This window comes from Zoogloea oleivorans, assembly GCF_008107625.1.
Classification (GTDB): Bacteria; Pseudomonadota; Gammaproteobacteria; order Burkholderiales; family Rhodocyclaceae; genus Zoogloea; species Zoogloea oleivorans.
In genome coordinates, this window is the sequence record NZ_SDKK01000013.1 from 107,806 (window position 1) to 126,562 (window position 18,757).

Here is an 18,757-nt window from a genome sequence, read left to right on the forward strand (position 1 = left end):
ATACTGCCTGCGGAGAAACAGATGCACAGCCCCCTGCCCCCTGACTCATCCGGGTCAGCACCTGCCGGCCACGCCGCCGGGGACACCGGGGACGAAGCGCGACGCGACCAGCGCGTCGTTGCCCTGCTCCTGGCCCGTTACAACCTGCGTTACCTGGTCCGCCTCTACGCCGCCTTTGAGGGTGACCTGCTGCTGCCCATCGTGCTTGGCGAGGTCGGCCTCTACAACCTCGGCGGCCTCGGCCTCGACAACCAGGCCTTGGCGGCCATTCGGTGCGCCAACGAGGGCAATTTCAACAAGCTGGCCCTGCGTCCCTGCAATGCCTTCTCGATCAGCTCATCCACCGGTATTCCGCGGGAAACCGTGCGCCGCAAGGTCAGCCATCTGATCCAGCTCGGCTGGATCGCCCGCGACCAGAAAGGCGGCCTGACGATCACCTCGCAGGCCGTCAACCGGTGCCTGCAGCCTTTCGACCAGGACAACCTGGCCGACTTCATGGCCACCGCAGAACGGGTCCGGACGGTGACAGCCCAGGACCCGGAGGCCGGCTAAAGCTCGGTTCCCGGCGGCACCAGCCCGAAATGGTGCCAGATCGACGCGGTGGCCATGCGGCCCCGCGGCGTGCGCTGCAGGTAGCCCTGCTGGATCAGGTAGGGCTCCAGCACATCCTCAATGGTGTCGGACGATTCCCCGATCGCTGCCGCCAGGTTGTCGAGCCCCACCGGGCCGCCGCCGAATTTTTCCAGCATTGCCCCCAGCAGCTTGCGGTCCATCAGGTCGAGGCCCAGGTGATCCACGTCCAGCATGGTCAGCGCCGCGTCCGCCACGGCTGACGAGATGCGACCATCGGCACGCACTTCAGCGTAGTCGCGCACCCGGCGCAGCAGGCGGTTGGCGATACGCGGCGTCCCACGGGCACGGCGGGCGATCTCGAAGGCCCCGGTGTCGTCGATCTCCACGTTCAGCAGGCGTGACGAGCGGCCGACGATGTAGGCCAGTTCGTCGGAGGTGTAAAACTCCAGCCGCGAGACGATGCCGAAGCGGTCGCGCAGCGGGTTGGTGAGCATGCCGGCGCGGGTCGTCGCGCCCACCAGCGTGAAGGGCGGCAGATCGAGCTTCACCGAGCGGGCCGCCGGACCTTCGCCGATCATGATGTCGATCTGGAAGTCTTCCAGCGCCGGGTAGAGGATTTCCTCGACCACCGGGCTGAGGCGGTGGATTTCGTCGATGAACAGCACGTCGTGAGGTTCGAGGTTGGTCAGCAGCGCGGCCAGATCACCCGCCCGCTCCAGCACCGGGCCGGAGGTCTGGCGCAGGTTGACGCCCATTTCGGCGGCCACGATGTGGGCCAGGGTCGTCTTGCCCAGCCCCGGCGGGCCGAACAGCAGCACGTGATCGAGCGCCTCGCCGCGCTTCCTGGCGGCCTCGATGAAGATTTCCAGCTGTTCGCGGATCTTCTGCTGACCCACGTAATCGGCCAGGCGCTTGGGGCGCAGGGCCCGTTCGAGGGCTTCTTCCTGGTTGCTGGCGCGCTGGGCGGTAATCAGGCGGGCGCTCGGGTCGGGCATGCCGCCCTTGAGGTCATCGGTTTCGATCATGCCTGGGCTTCTTCTTCGGAATTGTCGGCAACGGTCACGGACTTGCTGGCCGTCCATGCCAGGAACAGGGCCTGGCCGAGGGCCAGGAAAGTGGGGCCGAGGAACAGCCCGATGAAACCGAACGCCAGCACGCCGCCAAAAGCCCCCAGCGCGATGAGCAGGATCGGCAAACTGGCGGTGCGGCTGATCAGCATCGGCTTGACGAAGTTGTCCACCGAACTGATCGCCAGCAGGCCCCACAGCACCATGAAGATCGCCCAGCCCTGCTGGTCCTGCTGATACAGCCAGAAGGCCGCGCCGCCCCAGATCAGCGGCGGCCCGATGGGCACCATCGACAAAAAGAAGATCCCCGCAGCCATCAGCAGCGCGCCGGGCACCCCGGCGATCAGGAAGCCCACCAGCGCCACCAGCGCCTGGGCTGCAGCGGTGCCGACGATGCCGATCATCACCGCCTTGACGGTGTTGCTGGCCAGCTCCAGCAGGCTGCCACCCAGTTCGCCAGCAAGGCGATCGGCGGCGGTTTCAAGCAGTTCGGAAATGCGCGCCCCGTCCCGGTACAGAAAGAAAACGATGAACAGAACCAGGGTGATCTGCAGCAGGCCCTGGCCAACCAGCGCCCCCAGCCCGAGGGCAAACTTGCGCGCCGGCTCGACCGCCTGCAGGCCCAGCTTGCGCATCTCCAGCTGGCTGTGGGTGAGCTTGCGGATGTAGGCATCCACGTCGGCGCCGACAAGCGGAATCTCCTTCAGCCAGGCGGGCGGACGACCATCCGAAGCCTCGATCAGGGCCCGCACCTGCTCCACCAGTTCCGTCACCGCGTCGGTGAGGGAGGCAGCCAGGCCAACCATCGGCACCAGCAGCAGCGCGGTCAGGAGCAGCGTCATGGTGATCGCCGCCAGCCCGTCACGCCCGCGCAGGCGCCGGTGCAGGAAACGATAAAGCGGCCAGCTGGTGATGCACACCGTGCCGGCAAAGAGGATGGCGGCAAAGAAGGGGCTGAGCACGAAGGCGCAGCCAAGAAGCAGGAGGGCCGTGATGGCCACCTGGGCAGTGCGTCGGGGAGCCATGAGGATGCCTCGCGTAGGGGTGGCGGGATTATCGCTGAATCGGCGGACACCGCGCACCGGATTGCGCCGTCAGGCCGGCACCGATCAACTTCTTCATGAACATGCTCTAGAATTAATCCTGGCAAGCCGCTCCTCCAGACCCGCCCCAGCCCCGGCCCTCGCGATGAACCAGACCTTGATGGTGAAGTATGACGACAAGGAAGCAACCCATGCCCTCTACGGACCGGACGGATGCACTGGCGTCACCGGCAGCGGCGCACGGATCAGCGCGTATCTGTTCGCCGCTGCCGCTCCACCTGGAGAACGGCTGCCTGGTCGTCCCGCCGTTCCGGCTCGCCCACCTGCACCAGCACTACACGCAGGAGACCGAATTGCGGATCCAGCTGAGCCGGATCGTGCCGGACCTCTACCGGGTTGTGGCGGTCCATAATTTCTGGGCAGAGGACACCAATCCCGACTTGAGCCAGTGCATCGCGGCAATTTTTCTCGGCCGGCGGCGCCTTGATGGCACCTGGGAGACGGCAGAAAACTGGCCCCTCGAGTGCCGCGAAGTTGCACGGCTGGCCTACCTCGAGATCGACGACGGAGCCACCACCGCCCGCCTCTTTCCCCATGATCACGAATACTGAGCGACGCGCCTTCCCGGTCATCGAGATCACCAACGAGATGCCCCTCAACCGGATGGGCGGCGTCGGCACCGTGATCGAGAACCTGATCAGCGGCTTCGCGGCAGAAGGCGTCGACGCGCTGTGGTTCGTCATTGACCACGCTTATCCGCCGGCCGAGGTGGACGAAATCCTGCGCCGCTTTCATCCGGTGGTGGTCGGCAGCGCGGAAGAGCTGCGCCACTTCACGGCACCGCTGCTGCACGTGCACACCTACAAACCCAACCCGGCGCTGGATGCCGTGCTGGCCCGCCACCGCGTGGTATGCACGATTCATTCACTGCTGGCCCTCGAGGAGCGCACCAACGGCGTCGGCCTCGGCGGTGCACGGGCCTGGCAGGAACACCTGATCTCTCTCAGCGCGCGGGTCGTCGTACTCTCCGAGGCCGAACACCGGCATTACCGGGCGCTGGGCTACCGACAACGTAATCCGGCGGTAAAGGTCATCCCCAACGGCGTGGCTTGCGCGGCCCCCTTCCGCCCGGTGCGGGGCAAGGCAGTGCTCGGCTATTGCGGCCGGCTCGTACCGCGCAAGCACCCGGAATACGTGCAGTTACTGCTCGGAGAGGCGCATTTCGCGACGCGCCGGGTGCTCGTCGCCGGGCGCGGTTTCAGCCCCTATGCCCGCAACCTGCTGCACGCGCACGGGCTCGCCGAGCGGGTCAGTTTTCTCGGCTGGTGTGCCGGCGCACGGCTGGAAGCCTTCTTCGAGGCCATCGATGTGCTGGCGGTACCGTCGAGCTACGAGCCCTTCGGCCTGGTCGCGCTGGAAGCCGCCGCCCGCGGTATCCCCGTGGTGTGCACACGCACCGACGGCCTCCACGAAGTCCTCGGCCCCCATGCGTTCTACTGTGCCGACGGCACCTACGACGCCTTCCGTGCAGCCATGCACGACTGGGACGACGCCAGCCCTGACGAACTGCGCGCCCGTTGCGTGGCGGCCCGGCAGCGCTACGAGGCGCATTTCACCGACCGCGTGATGGCGCGCCGCTACCGGCACCTGTTCGCCGAACTCGCCGGCTAAGTTAGGAATGGAACAGCTGGTCAGTCTTGGCCGCCATGATGAAGTCGTTCTCGTGGAGTCCCTTTATCTTCTTGGTTTGCCAGGAGATCTTGGCCCAGCCCCATCCAAAACTGATGTCGGGGTGGTGGCCCTGCATTTCAGCCAGATTGCCGACGCTTGCAACAAAGTCCATGGCTTCCTTGAAATTCCTGAAAGTGAAGTTTCTCTCAATACGGAGCCCCTCATCCACAAGCTCCCAGCCCGACACCCTTTGCAGATAGCCGTCGGCCTCGGCCTTCGTCAGGGGAGGTATCCCGCCGCGGCATGGCTCACATGTCCCGGACAAAAAGTCATCGCTCATTTTGCGTACTCCCGAAAAACCAGCGCGCTTCCCCTGGAACAGGGGTATGGACGCCTGTTTCATGAGAACCCAAGCTTTCGCGAGAGTTCATCACCAAACCTTTTGCCCCACCGCCTGTCTCAATTGAGGCGCATGGATGACGGACTTCAAGGACTGCCGCTTGAATCGCGCCCCGGAGCGTCGATGGATCATGAAAAGAGCCCCAAAACTGTCTGACTATGTGGAAATCGCTGCTGCGGAGTACATCCGGGAGACCGGACGTAGCGAACTCGATTCACGCTGGATCGCCGAATTCTTTCAGGACAGTGGGGTACTGGAGGCCTATCCGCGCCAGGACCTGGTCGCTTTCTGGATCCAGGTGCAGAAAGCCGTGACGAAATACGCCGACCGGGCAGACAAGCAGGCACGCCAGCATGTGGACAGGATGACCCGGCTCGAAGGAAGGCTGCGCAAAGGCTAAGGCCGCTTGCGCGCGAGGCCGGATAGGTGATTGCCGGCTCAAGAGGGGTCAGGCTCAGTTGCCGGCAGCTCGTCGAGCAACACCCGGAAACCGAAATCCCGCACGCAGTCCGAGGGCGAGCAGTAGCCCCGGTTGGAGATCCGGACCTCGATGGGAATCGAATCCCACGAACCGCCGCGCACTACCCTCTTGTGCAGCACATCCACCTGGACGTCGGGATCCATCGTCGGCTCACGGGGCGGGCGCGCCGCATACACACCGGCGTCGTACCAGTCGGAAACCCATTCCCAGACATTGCCGACGACATCAAACAGATTGAAGTCGTTGGGGGCAAAGGATCCCACCGGCGAGGTGCCCTGCCAGCGGGTGTTGTCAGCGTAGTTGGCGCAATCCGGCGTGATCTCGTTGCCCCACGGATAGCAGGTGTCGGCACGGCCGCCCCGCGCGGCGTACTCCCACTGGGCCTCGCTGGGCAGGCGCCCGCCGACCCAGGCGCAGTATTCACGCGCGTCGGCCCAGGTAACGTTCACCACCGGATGATCGTGATCCGCCCAGTTGGGGTTGTGCTTGGGCGGCGGCGGCATGGCGATCCCGCGGCTGCGCACGAAGCGGCCATAAGCCCCCGCCGTCACCGGCCCGCGGGACAGCCAGAACCCCTGGGTCAGCTGCACCGGATGGCGGGGCTTCTCGTCGTCGTAACGCTCGTCGGTCACCCCATCCCCCGGCACCCGACCCATCATGAATCCCCCCGGCGGAATCCACGCATACTCCAGCTGGTCGACGGGGTGGACGCGCACGCAGCCGGCCTTCAGGCTGGCCATGCTGGCGGCAAGGCTGCGCCGCGCATCCGAGGCCTGCCGGATACCCTGCACCAGTGCATCCACGTCGCGGGTGAAGGTGTAATGGTGCAACACGCGGGCCTGCAGGGACGACAGCCGGACCAGATCCGGCGGCAGTGCCTCGCCTGGTGGCATCACGGCCTCATCCACCAGCAGCGGAATGACACGCACGTTACGCGTCAGGGCCGCACCGATCTCGATGCGCACCCAGTCATTCGGCTGGTCCAGGCGGCGGCGCCCGTACTGGTCGGCAGTCTTCAACCAGCGTGACCCGATCATCACCAGGCACACGTCACAGGCACGCAGGGTGCTCTCGATTTCGCGGGCAAAATCGTCGCCCGAACAAAGGCGCTCCACGTCGATGAAGATCTTGTCGCCGGGGAAGGCTGCACACAGGCGATCGTAGAGCCGCCCCGCAAAGCCCGCACTGTCGTCCCGCCGGTAGCTGATGAAGATACCTGCCATGACTCGACTCCTGAATCCGGGCTGTGGCCTGCGAAGGGGGCCCGCCCACGGCCCCGCACGCTCTCGCTTTCATCCAGGGATAGGCCACGATCACGGCCAGGGCAAGCGCGGCGGTGATCAGGCGGCCGGCTTCAGCCTCACGTAGATGGTCTTCTCCACCGTCGCCACCACCTCGCCCTGGTGGTTCATTACATCCACGCTGAAGGTCGGTTCGTATTTGCCGCCGCCGGCGGTGGCCTGGCGGATTTCCTCGACCTGCTCGGGGGTGATGCGGAAGGTGGCGCGCACCGTGCCGCGGCCGGGCAGTTTGTAGTCGATGCTGGAGGACTTGTCCCACACCACGTACTTGCGTCCCAGCCGGTTCATGACCAGCAGCGCAAAGAAGGGATCGGTCATCGCATACAGCGAGCCGCCGAAGTGGGTGCCCATGTAGTTGCGGTTGAGCAGGCCCATGCGCATGCGCACCACGGCTTCGAGGTAGTCGGGGGCGATGCGTTCGACGTGGATGCCGGCGCCGATGAAGGGCGGCCACAGATTCATCAGCAGGCGCAGGCTGCCGGCGCCGAGCTTCACGTTGCGCATGAAGCCCTGCTTGAGCTTCTGGCTCATGCCTTGGACAAGCCCTTGAGCGCCTGGCGGATGCCGTCGGAAACACCAACGCCTTCAGGCAGCAGCTTGACCGCGCCGAGGGCTTCCTTCTCGTTGTAGCCGAGGGCCAGCAGCGCGTTGGTGATGTCGGAGCGGTCGTTCCCTGCCAGGTCGGCGGTGACCCGGCCGGACGCCGCCGGCAGGGCCTTGGCGAGCTTGTCGCGCAGTTCCAGCAGCAGGCGTTCGGCGGTCTTCTTGCCGATGCCGGGAATTTTCACCAGCCGGCCGGACTCCTGCAGGGCGATGGCCTGGGCCAGGTCATTCACCGACAAGCCCGACAGCACGGCCAGCGCGGTGCGGGCGCCGATGCCGGCCACCTTGAGGAGCTGACGGAAGGCGGCCCGCTCGTCTTCCGACGCAAAACCGTACAGGAAGTGACCGTCCTCGCGCACCGCCAGGTGGGTACTCAGGGTGACGGACTGGCCGGTGGCGGGCAGGCCGTAGAAGGTACTCATGGGGACTTCCAGCTCGTAGCCGATGCCATTCACGTCCACGAGGATCTGCGGGGGATTCTTTTCAGCCAGGCGGCCGGTAATGCGTCCGATCATGCGTTCTTTCAGGAAGTCAGGAGTAGTGCGCGGCCGAGAAGGCCGGCAGGGCCTCGGCCGCTGCGGAGAGTGCAGCAAGGCCGGGATAATCGCTGTCGGCCACCAGGCCCGGAGCGATGAAATGGGTGAAGCGCCAGGCCACCGCAACGGTGATGTCGGCCTGGGTCGGGTAGTCGCCGCACAGCCAGTCGCTCGTCCCGACGTGCGCTTCGAGGAGGCCGTAGGTGTCGCGGATCTGGCCGTCCACGCGTTCGAGCCAGTCGGGATCGCGACATTCCTTCGGGCGTACCTTGGTCTCATACACACGATGAACACTTTTCTCGGCGGCGGCGAGGCCCAGGCTGGTGAGCTGCAGGCAGCGCCGGTAGCGCCCCGGGTCCAACGGCCACAAGCTCTTGCCCGGCGCAGCGCTGTGCTCCAGCCAGGCAATGATCTGGGAACTGTCCACCATCACCTCGCCATCGTCGAAGACGAGGGTCGGGGCCTTGACCAGCGGATTGATGGCGTGGAATTCGGCAAAGTTGCGGAAGACCGACAGGGACTGGTGCTCGAAGGGGATGCCCAGCATCCGCGCAGTGATGAAGGTGCGACGTACGAAGGGGGAATCCAGCATGCCGACAAGTTTCACGGGGAGCCTCCTGAGACAGGTTTTGCACAATTGGCGGCGGTCCGGCGCAGGCGGGCAAGCACGGCGTCGGCCTCGTCACGACTCTTTACCGGGATACGCGCTTCATAGCCGCTGCCCAGATTGCCGCCACCGTAGTAAATCCGGACTTCGTCGGCGCGGACCTCCACATATTGCACGATGCCAAGGTTGATGGCGCGCTGGCTGCCGCTCTCGGCGGGCAGGAAAAACAGGCAAAAGCCGCTGGAACCGGCGTCCTGGGCCAACGCCGGCCAGGCGGAAAACAGCGCGGCAAGAAGCAGCACGATGCGCATCAGGCAAGCCTCATGGAAAGGAAGCGGGCGATGTCGTGCAGGCTGGTGGCCTGCGGCACGCCGGCCGCCCGCACGTCGTCGGCGGGCTGCAGCAGGTCGGGCACCATGATCACCCGGGCGCCGGCCGCCAGGGCGCCGCGCACCCCGGCGTTCGAATCTTCGAGCACCAGACAATTCGCCACCGGCACGCCGAGGCGCTCGGCGGCAGCCAGGAAGATGTCCGGCGCCGGCTTGCCGCAGGCCACTTCGTCGCCGCACACCATGCCGTGCACGCGCGCCAGCAGGCCTACCGCCGCCAGCTTGGGCTCGGCCCGCGAGCGCCGCGTGGAGGTGGCGACGACGCGTCCGAGGGCCATGCCGTCGAGCACGTCGAACAGTTCGGTGACGCCGCCCTTCAGCGGAATGCGCCCTTCGGCAATGGCCAGTTCATAGAGGCGGCCAAAAGCTTCGTAGAGTTCGGCGGTGGGGTAATCGTCGCCCAGGTGACGGCGGATCACCGCCGGGCCGTCCTTCGAGTTCAGGCCGACCAGCGCCAGCCCCACTTCGTAGCGCCACGGCACGCCCAGTTCGGCCGCCGCCAGTGCGACGGTGGCGAGGGCGACCCGCTCGCTGTCGAGGAGCAGGCCGTCCATGTCGAAGATGACCGCATGAACATCATGCGGGGCAAAGGGCGGGACGAAACTCATGACAGGGCTCCCGGCCAGCGTCCGAAGGCCAGGGTAGCGGCGAGGACGAGACCGTGCAGGTGGGCGGCAGCGACGGTCAGCTTGAGGGCCGGCGCCAGCTCGGACGGCTCGCTGGCGTGGGCCATCAGGTAACGGGCGGCGCGAAAGGAGAGGATCAGGGTCAGCGCGGCAGCGGCGGCCCCCTGCGGCAACCGGTCGCGCCCGACCATCAGCACCAGCCATCCGTAAGCCAGCAGCACCAGGCCCAGGTAGGCCCACTTGGCGTTCTCCGGGCCAAGGCGTACCACCAGCGTGCGCTTGCCGGCCGCCTCGTCACCGCGCCGGTCGGGGAATTCGTTGATGAACAGGATGGCCGCCACCAGCAGTGCATAGGACAGACCAGCGATCAGCGGCAGCGCCGAAAAACCACCACGCTGCACGAAGTCGGTGCCGATCACCACGATCAGCCAGCCGGCGGCCACCGCCGCCTCGCCCAGCCCGCGCGACACCAGGGCCAGCGGCGGCGCGGTGTAAGCCCAGCCGAGAAAGAGCCCGGCCAGACCAATGAGGATCAGCCCGGGCGCCGACTGCACGGCAAGCCACAGGCCGGCCGGCACCACCAACGCCAGCAAGCCGTAGCCCAGGCGGCCGGTCTCGGCCTCGGAGAGCACCCCGTTCTGGATGAAGCGGCTGCCGCCGGTGAAGGGAAAGAGCCGCTCGGTATTGGCCGCGTCGGCGCCGCTCTGCGCATCGTAATAGTCGTTGAGCACGTTGATGCCAGCATGGGCGACGAGGGCGAAGAAGATCGTCAGCCCGGCTTTCAGGCCGTCGATGGGCAGGCCGCTGCCATGCGCCACCGCCAGCCCGATCAGGCAGGCGCAGAGGGTCACACCCAGGAAGGCCGGGCGGGTCGCCAGCAGGCCGGCGAGCAGTGGACGGGCGCGCAGGGCGATGGCAGGTTCGGCAGGAGGCGCAGTGGCAGGCATCGGTACGGCGCAGAGTCAGGACATGCAATGCTGCGGCGGGGCGGCGCCCCGGTCAAGCTGCCGTGGCGTGAATGCACGCCCGCCAGTCCGGCGGCGGCCCGCGCGACAAGGGCCGGCCTGATCGGTTAGCATCGACAGCCGTTCATCCAGCCGGCGCCTGACGACATTGAACACCACCGCCTCCTCTTCCCACCCGCCTGCCGTTCGCCCCCGGCGGCCCATCGCTCCCCGCCTGTATGGCACGCTGGCGGCGCTGGGCGCCCTCGCAGGCCTGGCCATCTGGCTGTGGATGTATCCCCTCGACAAGGGCGTGGCCGGTGCCCTGCTGGCGGCCTACGTGGTGCTGGTGCTCATGCGCCCGGGCAGTTGGCTGGTGGTCCTGCCGACCCTGTGGCCGGTCATCGAGCTGGCGCCGTGGACCGGGCAGATTTACTTCACCGAAAGCGACGCGCTGGCGCTGGCCACCCTCCTCGCCCTCGGACTGCGCGAAGCCATCGCACCACCAGCGCCAACACTCAGTGGACGTGCACCGGTCAAGCTCAACGTGGCGGCGCTGACCCTTTTCGGGTTGCTCGCCGGCAGCGTGCTGGCCTCCGGCCTGCGCGGCCTGCTGCCAATGCCGGCGCTGGAGCCGGACGTCCTGATCAACTACAGCTCGACCCTCAACGCCCTGCGCGTCGGCAAGGGCTTCGTGCTGGCCTTTGCGCTGATTCCCTTTCTGCACCTGGCGATCCGCCGTGACGGCGACGCGGCCCTCGGCCGCTTCACCACCGGCCTCACCCTCGGCCTCACCTCCTGCGCGCTGGCCGCCCTGTGGGAGCGGCTGGCCTTTCCCGGCTTTACCAACTTTGCCAGCGACTACCGCAGCACGGCCCTGTTCTGGGAAATGCACGTCGGCGGCGCCACGCTCGATGCGTGGCTGATGCTCAGCTTTCCCTTCGCCCTGGCCAGCCTGCTGGGCGCCCGCAGCCCACTGGCGCGCGGCCTGGCCCTGGTGGCAGTCGGGCTGGGCGGCTATGCGATCTTCACTACCTTCTCGCGGATCGTTTTCGGGGCGGTACTGGTGGTGATTGGCGTACTCGGCGGTGTGGCCCTGCTGCGCCCGGCCACGCCACATCGGGTGGAAACCCCGCGCGGCCACCCTCGCGTCCTGCTGGCCCTGGGCGGGGCCGTACTGGCGGGTTGCTTCCTGGCTTTCGGAGGCGGCGGCTATCGCGGCATGCTGGCCTTTGCCGGCCTGGCCCTGCTCGCCTACCAGGCGGGTGGCCTGCTGGCCGGCGCCCGGGTCGGGCAACTCCTGGCCGGCGCCCTGGCCGGCCTGATCCTGCTGCTGGCCAGCCTCCTTGCCACCGCCTGGGTACCCAAGGGGGCCTACCTGATTTATGCGCTGTCCTGGTCGGCCACCGCCCTTTTACTGTGGCAGGCGGAGCGCAGCGGCAGCAAGCCGGCGCTCGCCCTGCTGACCGCCCTGCTGGTGTGGACCGGCGCCAATGCGGTGGAAGTCGGCGTTTTCTGGGGTGAAGCGGCGGCACTGCCGGGCGCCGCCCTGGCCGTTTGTCTGGTACTACTTGCCGTGGCCGTGCAGGCCATTCGCAGCACGCCCCTGTGGACGCCAAGATCGCAGGACGTCTTCACCGTCGGCGCCCTGCTGGGCGTCAGCGGCATGGTGGTTGCCACCCTTGGCAGCGCCTATATGGGTAGCCGCCTGTCCACCACCAGCGGCGACCTCGGCAGCCGCCTCACTCACTATAGAGAGAGCGCCAGCCTGGTGCGCAGCCCCACCGACACCCTCCTCGGCATCGGCCTCGGACGCTTTCCGGATGCCTTTTTCTGGCAGCCGCCGGCCGACGGTTTTCCGGGCAGCGTGCGCCTGCGTCAAAGCCCCGAGGGGCATTACCTGCAGATAGGCGGCTCACGCTTCGTGCGTGGTTACGGGGAGATGCTGCGCGTCGGCCAGCGCGTGCCGGTGGATACCGCCACCCCCTTCCATTACCGGCTGCGGGCCCGCAGCGACAAAGACGTGGCGCTGCTGCTGTTCATCTGCCGGAAACACCTGCTCTACGCCGATGGCTGCGCCAGTCAGGCCGTCAAGCTGAAGGGGGGTGCCGGCTGGGAGCAGTTCGAAGGTGTATCGACCGGCGGCGAACTGCCGGCCAGCGGCTGGCCGCCGCGGCTGGCCTTCTTCTCGATGAGTGTGGAAGCGCCCGTCGATGTGGATGTGGACAACGTCGAGCTGACCGATGCCACCGGGCGCCCGCTTCTGCGCAACGGCAACTTTGGCCGCGGGGAAGACTTCTGGTTCTTCACCTCGGACCGGGACCACTTGCCCTGGCACGCCAAGAACCTGTTCCTGCACGTGTACATCGAACAGGGCCTGCTGGGCCTCGGCGCTCTCGGACTGGCCCTCGTCGTGGCGGCTGTGCGTCTGCTGAGAAGCCCGACCCGGCACCACCCGCTGGCGCCCATCCTGCTGGCGGCGCTGGCCGCGGTGACCGTCGTCGGGTTGGTGGACAGCCTGCTCGACATGCCGCGGCTGACCGTTTTCATCTACCTGCTGCTGTGGCTCGGGCTGACCCTGCGCAAACCGGCGCCAGCCTGAGCCCCGCGCTCAGTGCGCGGCCTTCGGCGGCTTCATGATGTTGCGCGCCAGGCTCCAGCGATGCACCTCGGAGGGGCCGTCGTAGATGCGGAAGGCGCGCATGTCGGACCAGATGCGCGCGACGATGGTTTCGGCGGTCACGCCCTGGCCACCCAACACCTGCACGCAGCGGTCCACCACCCGCCATTCGGCCTCCGAGCAGATCACCTTGGCCATGCTCGATTCGTTCTTGCCCTTGCCGCCCTGGTCGAGCACCCACGCGCAATGCCAGATCGCCAGGCGGCTGGTGTGCAGGTCCATCTCGTTGTCGGCGAGCATGAAACCGACGCCCTCGTGCTCACCCAGCGCCTTGCCGAAAGCCTGACGCTTGCGGGCATAGGCACTGGCCACGTCATGGGCCCGCCGCGCCTGGCCGAGCCAGCGCATGCAGTGAGTCAGACGGGCCGGTGCCAGGCGCACCTGGGCGTAGCGGAAGCCCTGCCCCACTTCGCCCAGCACGTCAGCCGCCGGCACGCGCAGATTGTTGAAACTCACCACCCCGTGGCCGCCGGTAAAGCAGGCGTCCAGCGCGTCCATGCTGCGCTCGACGGTGATGCCCGGCTGGTCCATGTCGGCCAGGAACATGGTGGCGCTGCCGTCTTCCATCCTGGCCATGATGATGGCGTAGCTGGCACCGGTGGCGCCGGTGATGAACCACTTGCGACCGTTGATCACGTAGTCGTCGCCGTCCTTCACCGCCAGGGTCTGCAGCATTGAAGGGTCAGCGCCGGCGCCCGGATCGGGTTCGGTCATGCAAAAGCACGAGCGGATCTTTCCTGCCACCTGGGGCTTCAGCCAGCGCTCCTTCTGGGCCTCGGTGGCGACGGCTTCCATCAGGTGGATGTTGCCTTCGTCGGGGGCGGCAATGTTGAGCGCCGTCGGGCCGAGGGTGGAATAGCCGGCCTCTTCGAAAACGATGGCCTTGGCGAAGTGGTCCAGCCCGAGACCGCCCAGCTCCACCGACGCATGGGGCGTCAGCAGGCCGGCGGCCTTGGCCTTGGCAACCAGTTCGTTGCGCAGTTCCTCGGTCGGGCCGTGGGCGGTGACGCGGGGGTCTTTCTCGAAGGGAATGATTTCCTCGGCGATGAAACGCCGGGTCTTTTCCTGCAGGGCCTTGAGTTCGGCCGGGATGTCGAAATTCATGTGCTGTCTCCTGGGGCTCAGTTCAGGCCGGCCTGCTTGAGGTATTTCGGATTGGAGACCCGCAGGCGGGCCGTCACTTCGGCCAGCAGCAACTGGCCGACGGCCGGCAGGCGGGTGTCGAAACGGCCTTCGCGCAGGTCATGGGCCAGGCGCACGGCAAATTCGTCGATGCCGGCGCTGGTCGCCGCGCTGCCGTACAGCTCGTGCAACAGGGCTGCTTCGGCCTGGTCCTGGCTGGCGTCGGCCTGGATTTCGCGCATCGAGATGGCCAGCGCGTTGGCGGCCATCAGGGCGGTGTAGTGCTGCTCCTTGGGCAAGTGGGGCAGCAGTTCGTTGAGCAGGCCGTCGCGGGCGATCTTGAGCAGCTCGGCGGCAGTGGGCAGGCTACGCATGGCGGGCACGCTCCTCTTCGATGGCGTTGATTTCCTGGACCAGATCCAGCTCGATTTCCGGCAGCATGCGGCCGGTCAGGGCCAGTTCCAGCGACGGCTGCTCGCCGGACAAATGGCGTTCGGCCTGCATCAGGGCGATCACTGCCCAGCGCATCGTGCCCATCACCTTCCAGTAGGGCAGCGCCGACAGGTCCAGCGGCTGACCGGTGACGGTCGCGTAACCGCGGGCGAAGGCCTCGGCGCTACCGACGCCGCCGGCCTCGTGCTCCCAGGCGCCAAAGCGCCAGCAGCGGGCACACAGCCAGCCCAGGTCTTCCATCGGATCGCTCCAGCCGGCGAATTCCCAGTCGAGAATGCCGGACAGCCGCTTGTCCTCGACCATGTAGTTGCCGGTGCGGAAATCGCCGTGGGTCAGCACCGTTTCACCACCGACCGGGGCATTCAGTTCGAGCCAGCGCAGGGCCCATTCGAGGGTCGGCTGGGGGCGCCCGATGGCGTCGATCAGGCGGCGGTATTCGGCCACCCGCGCCAGTGCCGGGGAGCCCTCTGGAACAGAGAGGAAGTCGAAGGATGCAACCGGCGGCCGCACCTGGTGCAGCCTGGCCAGCTCGCTGCCCATCTCGGCCAGCAGGGCCTCGCGCTCGTCGGTCGTCAGATCGCCGCGCACCAGCGGACGCGCCGCGGCCGAGCCGCCAACCCGGCGCATGAGGTAGAAGTCGCGGCCAAACTCGCCCTGGTCGCGGTGCAGCCACAGGGGCTCGGGCACCTTCACGCCAGCGGCAAAGGCCACCTTCAGCACAGCGAATTCCTGGGCCCGGCTCAGGCTGATGCTCAGCCCGGAGGGAGAATCGGTGCGCAGCACCAGCGTGTGCCGGCCGGCCCACGGGCCACCGCTGATGCTCAGGTCGAGCGCCAGGTTCTCCTGGATGGCGCCGCCGCCGAGGCGCTTGCAGCTATGCACTTCGACCGCCTCGGCGCCCGCCTCACGCTGCAGGAAGCCGGCGACGAAGGTCTCGACGTCCGGCTTTTGCGTTGTTTCCTTGTTCGCGTCCACTGGGTTTCCTCTCCTTTGTGTGGTGTCTTTATTCCTGTGGGCCGGGTGCTTGTCCGACAGCGCCTTGATGACGCTTGTTGTCGGACTGAAGTCCGACCCACAGGGCTCTGTTCAAACCGACATCGCCTTCACGTGCTGGATCACTTCCCCGATGGCCTGCTGGGCCGAGCCGTACAGCAGCCGGGTGTTTTCCTTGTAGAACAGCGCGTTCTCGATGCCCGAGTAACCCGTGCCCTTGCCGCGCTTCACGACGATGACGTTCTGCGCCAAGTCGGCGTTGAGAATCGGCATGCCGTAGATCGGGCTCGATTTGTCGGTGCGCGCCGAGGGGTTCACCACGTCGTTGGCGCCGATCACCAGCGCCACGTCGGCCTGGGCGAAGTCACCGTTGATTTCCTCGAGGTCGAAGATCTTCTCGTAGGGCACGCCGGCTTCGGCGAGCAGCACGTTCATGTGGCCGGGCATCCGGCCAGCCACCGGGTGGATCGCGAAGACCACCTCGACACCGGCTTCTTCAAGCAGCTCGGCCATTTCCCACACCTTGTGCTGGGCGCCGGCCACCGCCATGCCGTAGCCCGGCACGATGATGACCTTGCTGGCGTAGCGCATCAGGGCGGCGGCATCCATCGCGCCGAGTTCCTTCTGCTCGCCCTCGACGGCTTCGCCGCCACCGGCAGCGGCCATCGGCACGAAGAGGATGTTGCTGATCGGCCGGTTCATGGCCTTGGCCATCAGCTGGGTGAGCAGGGTGCCAGCGGCGCCGACGACGATGCCGGCGATGATCAGCGCGGGGATGCCCATCACGAAGCCTTCAAAGCCCACGGCCAGGCCGGTGAAGGCGTTGAACAGCGAGATGACGACCGGCATGTCGGCCCCGCCGATCGGCAGGGTGATGATCACGCCGAGCAGCAGCGCCAGCACGAAGAAGGCGCCGACCAGCAGCGGGTCGATGGTCGGGGCGATGACGATGGCGCCGCCGACAGCGATGGTCACCAGCGCCAGCACGATGTTCACCGCGTTCTGGGCGGGCAGCCGGAAGGCTTTTTTCATGACGCCCTGCAGCTTGGCCCAGGCGATGACGGAGCCGGAGAAGGAGACCGCGCCGATCAGCGCGCCGAGGGTGGCGAGCAGGGTGACAACGACGCCGTGCATTTCACCGCGGGCGAATTCGACCGCAGCAATCGCCGCCGCGGCGCCGCCGCCCATGCCGTTGTAGATGGCGACCATCTGCGGCATGTCGGTCATGGCGACCTTCTTGCCGGAGATCCACGCCACCGCCCCGCCAAGGGTGATGGCGAGGAGCATGAGGGCGAAGTTGTGCATGCCCGGGGTGAGGAAGGTGACCACGGTGGCGAGCACCATGCCGACCCCGGCCCAGACGATGCCTTTACGGGCCGACACCGGCGAGCTCATGCCCTTGAGGCCGAGGATGAAGAGGATCGCGGCGACGAAGTAGCTCGCGTCAATCAGCCATTTCATCGCCATTATTTCTTCTCCTTCGACTTGAACATGGCGAGCATGCGTTCGGTCACCACGTAGCCGCCGGCGGCGTTGGCCGCACCGAGCAGCACGGCAACGAAGCCGAGGGCCTGCTCGAGCGGCGTTTCGGCCTGGCCGAGGGCGATCATGCCGCCCACCAGCACGACGCCGTGCACAAAGTTGGAGCCGGACATCAGCGGGGTGTGCAGGATCACCGGCACACGGGAAATCACCTCGTAGCCGGTGAAGGCGGCGAGCATGAAGATGTAGATTGCGACAAAGCCGTCCATGGGGTCGTCTCCGGTTACAGGCCGAGGGCCTGCTTGACGCCGGCGTGGCGCAGCTCGCCGGCGTGGGTGAGGCAGGTACCGGCGATGACCTGGTCGTCCCAGTCGAGCGCCAGCGCACCGTCCTTGATGAAGGGGCTGATGAAGTTGAAGAGGTTCTTGGCCAGCATTTCCGAGGCGTGTGCCGGCATGCGGCTGGCCACGTGGGTCGGGCCGATCAGGAGCACGTCATTGATCCAGCGTTTTTCGCCGGCGACGGTGCCTTCCACGTTGCCGCCCGATTCGGCCGCCATGTCCACCACCACCGAGCCGGCTTTCATGCCGGTAATCATGGCGGCGGTAATGATCACCGGGGCCTTCCTGCCGGGAATCGCCGCAGTGGTGATCAGCGCGTCACACTGGGCCACGGCGCGGGCCAGGCGTTCGGCCTGCCTGGCCTTCTCTTCGGGGGTCAGTTCGCGGGCATAGCCGCCGGTGCCGGCTGCCGACACACCGGTGTCGACGAACTTGGCGCCCAGCGATTCGATCTGCTCGCGGGTTTCGGGGCGCACGTCATAGGCCTCGACCATCGCGCCGATGCGCTTGGCGGTAGCAATGGCCTGCAGGCCGGCCACACCGGCGCCGATCACCAGCACCTTGGCCGGGCGGATGGTGCCGGCCGCGTAGGTGAGCATCGGGAAGAAGCGTGGTGAATGGTCGGCGGCGATCAGCGCGCATTCGTAACCGGTAACAGCGGCCTGGCTGGACAGCACGTCCATGCTCTGCGCCCGGCTGATGCGCGGCAGCAATTCCATCGCAAAGGCTGTGACTTGCTGGCGGGCAAACAGCAGCGCCCGCTCGGCATCCGACCACGGCTGCAGCAGGCCGACCAGCACGCTGCCCGGCTGCATGGCGGCAATCAGATCGGCGGGGGGCGGTTGTACACAGCAGACGATGTCGGACATCGCAAAAACCTTCTCTGCGCTATCCACGAATTCCACGTCGGCAAAGGTGTCGTCGCGATAGTGAGCCTGCTTGCCGGCCCCTTTCTGCATAACGATGCGGGCACCGAGGCCCTGGTATTTCTTCACCACGTCCGGCACCACGGGCAGGCGCCGCTCTCCGGGCAGGGTTTCTGCTGCTATTCCGATGGTCAGGGACATCTGGCGGGTTCTCTTGTGATTAGCGACATTCCCCTCGTGATCAGGCCGTCCCCTTCTCCTGGGAGAAAGATCCAGGTCGCCGCGTTGCGCGAGCGACCTGGAGAAAATGCCCATAAGCGCTGAGGGAGAGGATTACGCTTACTAGCAGGGAGACACACCTTCCGCACACAAACAAAACAAACCGTCGTGTTCGTTTTTTAATAGTAAGCACAAAAGATCGGGCTGCCAAGCCCCAAACCGAAATTTGTTTCAGCGAATCGGTTCCATGTGGGTCGGACTGAAGTCCGACCCACGGGAAGGTGTGCTTCTCTCATCCAATAACAAACCGCTTTGCTTGTTTGTTTGATAACATTCAAGGACCCACTCCAACAAACGGAA

At 66.5% G+C, this 18,757-nt stretch carries 21 protein-coding genes; 5 read left to right on the forward strand and 16 right to left on the reverse strand.

The annotated features are described in order from the left end of the window. Window positions 1-21: 21 nt before the first annotated feature. The gene (locus ETQ85_RS14800) at window positions 22-552 is read left to right on the forward strand and encodes a hypothetical protein (RefSeq protein WP_148579844.1); all 531 of its coding nucleotides are present in this window, start codon (window positions 22-24) and stop codon (window positions 550-552) included. Here the strand turns inward: ETQ85_RS14800 and ruvB are convergent. Further along, window positions 549-1,598: a Holliday junction branch migration DNA helicase RuvB gene (gene ruvB / locus ETQ85_RS14805; RefSeq protein WP_148579845.1), complete on the reverse strand. Its 1,050-nt coding sequence runs from the start codon at window positions 1,596-1,598 to the stop codon at window positions 549-551. The two genes, ETQ85_RS14800 and ruvB, sit on opposite strands and share 4 nt — an antisense overlap. Then, entirely contained in the window at window positions 1,595-2,665 is a 1,071-nt protein-coding gene (locus ETQ85_RS14810) for an AI-2E family transporter (protein ID WP_148579846.1), read from the reverse strand. Before ETQ85_RS14810 ends, ruvB begins: the two co-directional genes overlap by 4 nt. 209 nt (window positions 2,666-2,874) lie before the next feature. Here ETQ85_RS14810 and ETQ85_RS26265 point away from each other — a divergent pair, with 209 nt between their 5' ends. Both ETQ85_RS26265 and ETQ85_RS14815 read left to right on the forward strand, forming a co-directional pair. Next, window positions 2,875-3,294 carry a hypothetical protein gene (locus tag ETQ85_RS26265; RefSeq protein WP_187394722.1) on the forward strand — a complete coding sequence of 140 codons (420 nt, stop codon included), beginning with the start codon at window positions 2,875-2,877 and terminating at the stop codon, window positions 3,292-3,294. Continuing rightward, complete coding sequence (locus ETQ85_RS14815) at window positions 3,278-4,354, forward strand: glycosyltransferase family 4 protein (RefSeq protein ID WP_187394723.1); 1,077 nt, start codon at window positions 3,278-3,280, stop codon at window positions 4,352-4,354. The genes ETQ85_RS26265 and ETQ85_RS14815 overlap by 17 nt, the downstream gene beginning before the upstream one ends. A 1-nt stretch (window position 4,355) precedes the next feature. Here the strand turns inward: ETQ85_RS14815 and ETQ85_RS14820 are convergent, their stop codons facing one another. Continuing rightward, window positions 4,356-4,694: a 4a-hydroxytetrahydrobiopterin dehydratase gene (locus ETQ85_RS14820; RefSeq protein WP_148579848.1), complete on the reverse strand. Its 339-nt coding sequence runs from the start codon at window positions 4,692-4,694 to the stop codon at window positions 4,356-4,358. 136 nt (window positions 4,695-4,830) lie between these two features. Between ETQ85_RS14820 and ETQ85_RS14825 the strand changes: the two genes are divergently transcribed. Then, window positions 4,831-5,154: a hypothetical protein gene (locus ETQ85_RS14825; RefSeq protein ID WP_246128775.1), complete on the forward strand. Its 324-nt coding sequence runs from the start codon at window positions 4,831-4,833 to the stop codon at window positions 5,152-5,154. Window positions 5,155-5,192: 38 nt separating this feature from the next. On the opposite strand, the gene ETQ85_RS14830 is transcribed toward ETQ85_RS14825, so the two are convergent. From ETQ85_RS14830 to ETQ85_RS14860, 7 genes are all read right to left on the reverse strand, one after another. Continuing rightward, entirely contained in the window at window positions 5,193-6,458 is a 1,266-nt protein-coding gene (locus tag ETQ85_RS14830) for an SUMF1/EgtB/PvdO family nonheme iron enzyme (RefSeq protein WP_148579849.1), read from the reverse strand. A gap of 117 nt (window positions 6,459-6,575) precedes the next feature. Beyond that, window positions 6,576-7,067 (reverse strand): DUF4442 domain-containing protein, encoded by a 492-nt coding sequence (locus ETQ85_RS14835; RefSeq protein WP_222862172.1) that lies wholly within the window; start codon window positions 7,065-7,067, stop codon window positions 6,576-6,578. Next, window positions 7,064-7,654 carry a Holliday junction branch migration protein RuvA gene (gene ruvA, locus ETQ85_RS14840; RefSeq protein WP_148579850.1) on the reverse strand — a complete coding sequence of 197 codons (591 nt, stop codon included), beginning with the start codon at window positions 7,652-7,654 and terminating at the stop codon, window positions 7,064-7,066. The genes ETQ85_RS14835 and ruvA overlap by 4 nt, the downstream gene beginning before the upstream one ends. Window positions 7,655-7,670: 16 nt before the next feature. Continuing rightward, the gene (locus ETQ85_RS14845) at window positions 7,671-8,282 is read right to left on the reverse strand and encodes a glutathione S-transferase family protein (RefSeq protein WP_148579851.1); all 612 of its coding nucleotides are present in this window, start codon (window positions 8,280-8,282) and stop codon (window positions 7,671-7,673) included. Further along, complete coding sequence (locus ETQ85_RS14850; RefSeq protein WP_148579852.1) at window positions 8,279-8,593, reverse strand: hypothetical protein; 315 nt, start codon at window positions 8,591-8,593, stop codon at window positions 8,279-8,281. Before ETQ85_RS14850 ends, ETQ85_RS14845 begins: the two co-directional genes overlap by 4 nt. After that, window positions 8,593-9,279 carry an HAD family hydrolase gene (locus ETQ85_RS14855; RefSeq protein ID WP_148579853.1) on the reverse strand — a complete coding sequence of 229 codons (687 nt, stop codon included), beginning with the start codon at window positions 9,277-9,279 and terminating at the stop codon, window positions 8,593-8,595. The genes ETQ85_RS14850 and ETQ85_RS14855 overlap by 1 nt, the downstream gene beginning before the upstream one ends. Beyond that, window positions 9,276-10,244: a prenyltransferase gene (locus tag ETQ85_RS14860; protein WP_148579854.1), complete on the reverse strand. Its 969-nt coding sequence runs from the start codon at window positions 10,242-10,244 to the stop codon at window positions 9,276-9,278. Before ETQ85_RS14860 ends, ETQ85_RS14855 begins: the two co-directional genes overlap by 4 nt. A gap of 166 nt (window positions 10,245-10,410) precedes the next feature. Here ETQ85_RS14860 and ETQ85_RS14865 point away from each other — a divergent pair, with 166 nt between their 5' ends. Further along, window positions 10,411-12,843 carry a hypothetical protein gene (locus tag ETQ85_RS14865; protein ID WP_148579855.1) on the forward strand — a complete coding sequence of 811 codons (2,433 nt, stop codon included), beginning with the start codon at window positions 10,411-10,413 and terminating at the stop codon, window positions 12,841-12,843. A 9-nt stretch (window positions 12,844-12,852) separates the two neighbouring features. On the opposite strand, the gene ETQ85_RS14870 is transcribed toward ETQ85_RS14865, so the two are convergent. From ETQ85_RS14870 to ETQ85_RS14895, 6 genes are all read right to left on the reverse strand, one after another. Continuing rightward, window positions 12,853-14,025, reverse strand: coding sequence for an acyl-CoA dehydrogenase family protein (locus ETQ85_RS14870; RefSeq protein WP_148579856.1), 1,173 nt, complete (start codon window positions 14,023-14,025; stop codon window positions 12,853-12,855). 17 nt (window positions 14,026-14,042) lie between these two features. Next, entirely contained in the window at window positions 14,043-14,417 is a 375-nt protein-coding gene (locus tag ETQ85_RS14875) for a DUF6285 domain-containing protein (RefSeq protein WP_148579857.1), read from the reverse strand. After that, window positions 14,410-15,471 (reverse strand): phosphotransferase family protein, encoded by a 1,062-nt coding sequence (locus tag ETQ85_RS14880; protein WP_148579858.1) that lies wholly within the window; start codon window positions 15,469-15,471, stop codon window positions 14,410-14,412. The genes ETQ85_RS14875 and ETQ85_RS14880 overlap by 8 nt, the downstream gene beginning before the upstream one ends. 111 nt (window positions 15,472-15,582) lie before the next feature. Next, the gene (locus ETQ85_RS14885; RefSeq protein ID WP_222862173.1) at window positions 15,583-16,956 is read right to left on the reverse strand and encodes an NAD(P)(+) transhydrogenase (Re/Si-specific) subunit beta; all 1,374 of its coding nucleotides are present in this window, start codon (window positions 16,954-16,956) and stop codon (window positions 15,583-15,585) included. Further along, window positions 16,956-17,240, reverse strand: coding sequence for an NAD(P) transhydrogenase subunit alpha part 2 (locus ETQ85_RS14890; RefSeq protein ID WP_148579859.1), 285 nt, complete (start codon window positions 17,238-17,240; stop codon window positions 16,956-16,958). Before ETQ85_RS14890 ends, ETQ85_RS14885 begins: the two co-directional genes overlap by 1 nt. Before the next feature lie 14 nt (window positions 17,241-17,254). Beyond that, window positions 17,255-18,379 carry an NAD(P) transhydrogenase subunit alpha gene (locus ETQ85_RS14895; RefSeq protein ID WP_148579860.1) on the reverse strand — a complete coding sequence of 375 codons (1,125 nt, stop codon included), beginning with the start codon at window positions 18,377-18,379 and terminating at the stop codon, window positions 17,255-17,257. Window positions 18,380-18,757 lie beyond the last annotated feature (378 nt).

Coding starts and splice junctions, on each gene's coding strand:
- ETQ85_RS14800 (WP_148579844.1), top strand. CDS start 22: ATGCACAGCCCCCTGCCCCCTGACTCATCCGGGTCAGCACCTGCCGGC.
- ruvB (WP_148579845.1), bottom strand. CDS start 1,598: ATGATCGAAACCGATGACCTCAAGGGCGGCATGCCCGACCCGAGCGCC.
- ETQ85_RS14810 (WP_148579846.1), bottom strand. CDS start 2,665: ATGGCTCCCCGACGCACTGCCCAGGTGGCCATCACGGCCCTCCTGCTT.
- ETQ85_RS26265 (WP_187394722.1), top strand. CDS start 2,875: ATGCCCTCTACGGACCGGACGGATGCACTGGCGTCACCGGCAGCGGCG.
- ETQ85_RS14815 (WP_187394723.1), top strand. CDS start 3,278: ATGATCACGAATACTGAGCGACGCGCCTTCCCGGTCATCGAGATCACC.
- ETQ85_RS14820 (WP_148579848.1), bottom strand. CDS start 4,694: ATGAGCGATGACTTTTTGTCCGGGACATGTGAGCCATGCCGCGGCGGG.
- ETQ85_RS14825 (WP_246128775.1), top strand. CDS start 4,831: ATGACGGACTTCAAGGACTGCCGCTTGAATCGCGCCCCGGAGCGTCGA.
- ETQ85_RS14830 (WP_148579849.1), bottom strand. CDS start 6,458: ATGGCAGGTATCTTCATCAGCTACCGGCGGGACGACAGTGCGGGCTTT.
- ETQ85_RS14835 (WP_222862172.1), bottom strand. CDS start 7,067: ATGAGCCAGAAGCTCAAGCAGGGCTTCATGCGCAACGTGAAGCTCGGC.
- ruvA (WP_148579850.1), bottom strand. CDS start 7,654: ATGATCGGACGCATTACCGGCCGCCTGGCTGAAAAGAATCCCCCGCAG.
- ETQ85_RS14850 (WP_148579852.1), bottom strand. CDS start 8,593: ATGCGCATCGTGCTGCTTCTTGCCGCGCTGTTTTCCGCCTGGCCGGCG.
- ETQ85_RS14855 (WP_148579853.1), bottom strand. CDS start 9,279: ATGAGTTTCGTCCCGCCCTTTGCCCCGCATGATGTTCATGCGGTCATC.
- ETQ85_RS14860 (WP_148579854.1), bottom strand. CDS start 10,244: ATGCCTGCCACTGCGCCTCCTGCCGAACCTGCCATCGCCCTGCGCGCC.
- ETQ85_RS14870 (WP_148579856.1), bottom strand. CDS start 14,025: ATGAATTTCGACATCCCGGCCGAACTCAAGGCCCTGCAGGAAAAGACC.
- ETQ85_RS14875 (WP_148579857.1), bottom strand. CDS start 14,417: ATGCGTAGCCTGCCCACTGCCGCCGAGCTGCTCAAGATCGCCCGCGAC.
- ETQ85_RS14885 (WP_222862173.1), bottom strand. CDS start 16,956: ATGGCGATGAAATGGCTGATTGACGCGAGCTACTTCGTCGCCGCGATC.
- ETQ85_RS14890 (WP_148579859.1), bottom strand. CDS start 17,240: ATGGACGGCTTTGTCGCAATCTACATCTTCATGCTCGCCGCCTTCACC.
- ETQ85_RS14895 (WP_148579860.1), bottom strand. CDS start 18,379: ATGTCCCTGACCATCGGAATAGCAGCAGAAACCCTGCCCGGAGAGCGG.